Source organism: Lelliottia sp. RWM.1, from assembly GCF_016859735.1.
Lineage (GTDB): Bacteria > Pseudomonadota > Gammaproteobacteria > Enterobacterales > Enterobacteriaceae > Enterobacter.
On record NZ_WLVC01000112.1, the window covers coordinates 1 to 2,464 of the forward strand.

The 2,464-nt window shown below is 39.2% G+C and carries 2 protein-coding genes and 1 pseudogene; all 3 read left to right on the forward strand.

All coding sequences use genetic code 11. From position 1 onward, the window contains the following. Positions 1 to 289 precede the first annotated feature (289 nt). On the forward strand, positions 290 to 1,243 hold the full coding sequence (locus GF617_RS26710; RefSeq protein WP_001198018.1) for a cation diffusion facilitator family transporter: 954 nt from the start codon (positions 290 to 292) through the stop codon (positions 1,241 to 1,243). A 111-nt stretch (positions 1,244 to 1,354) separates the two neighbouring features. Further along, a complete protein-coding gene (locus GF617_RS26715) occupies positions 1,355 to 1,729 on the forward strand; it encodes a cytochrome b562 (RefSeq protein ID WP_011977761.1) in 375 nt (124 codons plus the stop codon). Between the two features lie 437 nt (positions 1,730 to 2,166). Then, positions 2,167 to 2,391: pseudogene (locus GF617_RS26720) on the forward strand (cytochrome b/b6 domain-containing protein); the annotation flags it as partial. Positions 2,392 to 2,464: the final 73 nt, after the last annotated feature.

Here is a 2,464-nt window from a genome sequence, read left to right on the forward strand (position 1 = left end):
CATGATGTCCCTCTGGGATGCGCTCCGGATGAATATGATGATCTCATATCAGGAACTTGTTCGCACCTTCCCTAATCGTGGGGGCAGGTCAGTGGTAACTGTCAATTTTTTCATATTCTGTTAAGAATAAATTAATGTTTAAAAATTATGATAAATGAATGTCATCACAAACATGGCACGTCCTTTACAGGAATAAATCTCACCAATTATTATATTTTCGCCACAGAACCTGTCCGGGAAGGATAGTCTGTTTAGTATTAACTGTTGATGCTGTTATAAGGAGTTTCTGATGCAGGTAAACAAATTTACGGATGATATTGATATTAGTTCTCATGAGCGTTTCATCGCGGCCCGTAAAAGTACGTGGGTTAGTGTGCTTGTTAATTGTTTTCTGACATCCGGGCAGGTGATTACTGGTATATTTTCTGGATCTCAGGGACTTATCGCGGATGGTATTCATTCCCTGTCTGATTTAGTCTCAGACTTTGTTGTACTCATTGCAAACCATAAAAGTAAAAAAAATCCCGATGATGACCATCACTACGGTCATCATCGTTATGAAAATGGTGCATCATTAATTCTGGGGACAATTTTATTTATTGTTGGCATCGGCATGTTATGGTCAGCAGTAAATAAAATGAAACAACCAGATGATATTCCTCAGGTACATATTGTTGCTCTGTGGGTGGCTTTAGCCGCACTGGTTATCAAAGAGCTTCTTTTTCGCTATATGCTTGCCGTAGCAACCCGAGTAAAATCCACTATGCTGGTCGCTAATGCCTGGCATGCACGCTCTGATGCCGCTTCGTCTTTGGTTGTGGCTATTGGTATTATTGGGAACTTATCAGGTTTTAAATTACTCGACCCAGTTGCTGCAATGGTTGTCGGACTGATTGTAACCAGAATGGGATATTCATTTATGTCAGATTCGCTTCATGACTTGATGGACAGATCCGTGGATATTGAAACTGAAAATAAAATAAAAACCACATTATTGTCAACGCCTGGAGTTGAAGGTATCCATGATCTCAAAACCCGTAAAATGGGAGATCTTGTTGTTGTTGATGTTCATCTGGAAATTAATGGTAATTTATCAGTGAAAGTAGGGCATGACATTGCTGTTTTAGCCAGGAAATCAGTTTTAGATAATCATCATGTATTAAATGTCATGACGCATGTTGACCCTTTTTTTAAGGAGGTAAGTGGCCTTGATTATGGAAGTGTAAATAATCATAAACAATAATTTTAATGCTGATTTTCTTCGGGGAAATTGGCAAATAATTATTTTCTTTGCTCAATGTTACGTCTTCGGATTGTGATTTTTTTAAATGATAGTAAACAATGTGGGGTTATTATGAGAAAAATTATGCATAGTGTTATAATAGGAACAGCCCTTGTTTTATCTACCAGTGTAATAGCTGGTTCTGACGGTGTTGAACATGCCATGAAGATGATGAATAAAAGCTACCGCGCAGCACTTAAGGAGGAGGACGTTACATCTTTCAGGAAAGATATGCAGGATCTGAAATCAACAGCAGAGTCCATCTTGAACGGCCCGGTAGAGGGGTATGACAGGGAAACGTATGTTGCAGGTATGTCACTTCTGATTGATGAGGTAACTGCTGTTGAAAGTACCGCTGAAAAGGAAGGTCTTGACGCTGGGAAAATTGCAGCACAGAAACTGGGCAGTATGATGAGAAAATACCATAATAAACTTGGCGTTGACTGAACCGGGAACTATCAGGAGAAAGTAGATATGCTGGAAAGATATCCCGGAACTGACATGATATAGCTGCTTGTATTAGAATGGATAGTTATGCCCTGGTGAAGAAATTATAATACGTTATCTTATCTGCTCAGTACATATAAAAATGTTGGGGTCGCAAACATGCTTACCGATGCTACATTGCCTCAACATAAGCTAAGTCCTATTGATGTTGCACGGGGCGGATATACCCGCTTCGTGCTTCACTGAAACATACTGATGATCTCTTGGCTGGAAAAACACTTCTTCATGGTAATCTCTTCATATTACTGATGTGATGTACTATAGGTTTAGATACCATTCTCTGATTAAAGAGTATTGTTTAGTTCCGATAAGTTAAGGTTTCGTTAATAAAAAGGCATGTTGATTTGGTCAACCACCCCTAACAAAGTGGCTAAATTATGAATGAAAATTTACGTAATGCTCTCCCTCACAAAGACACACCATTTCTACGTGTGCTTCATATCATCTTAGCTGTATTGATTTTATTGCAGATTGTTAGTTCAAATCTTACCGAAAGCGATGCTCTCAGTGACTATACTCTCACAGGGTTCGTTACATGGTTCCATGTTATCACTGGATTATCACTGATTGTTCTTGGGTTAATCATGCTTGCATGGATGCTAAGGAAGGTGCGAACAAGTTCCTGATATGAGATCATCATATTCATCCGGAGCGCATCCCAGAGGGACATCATGA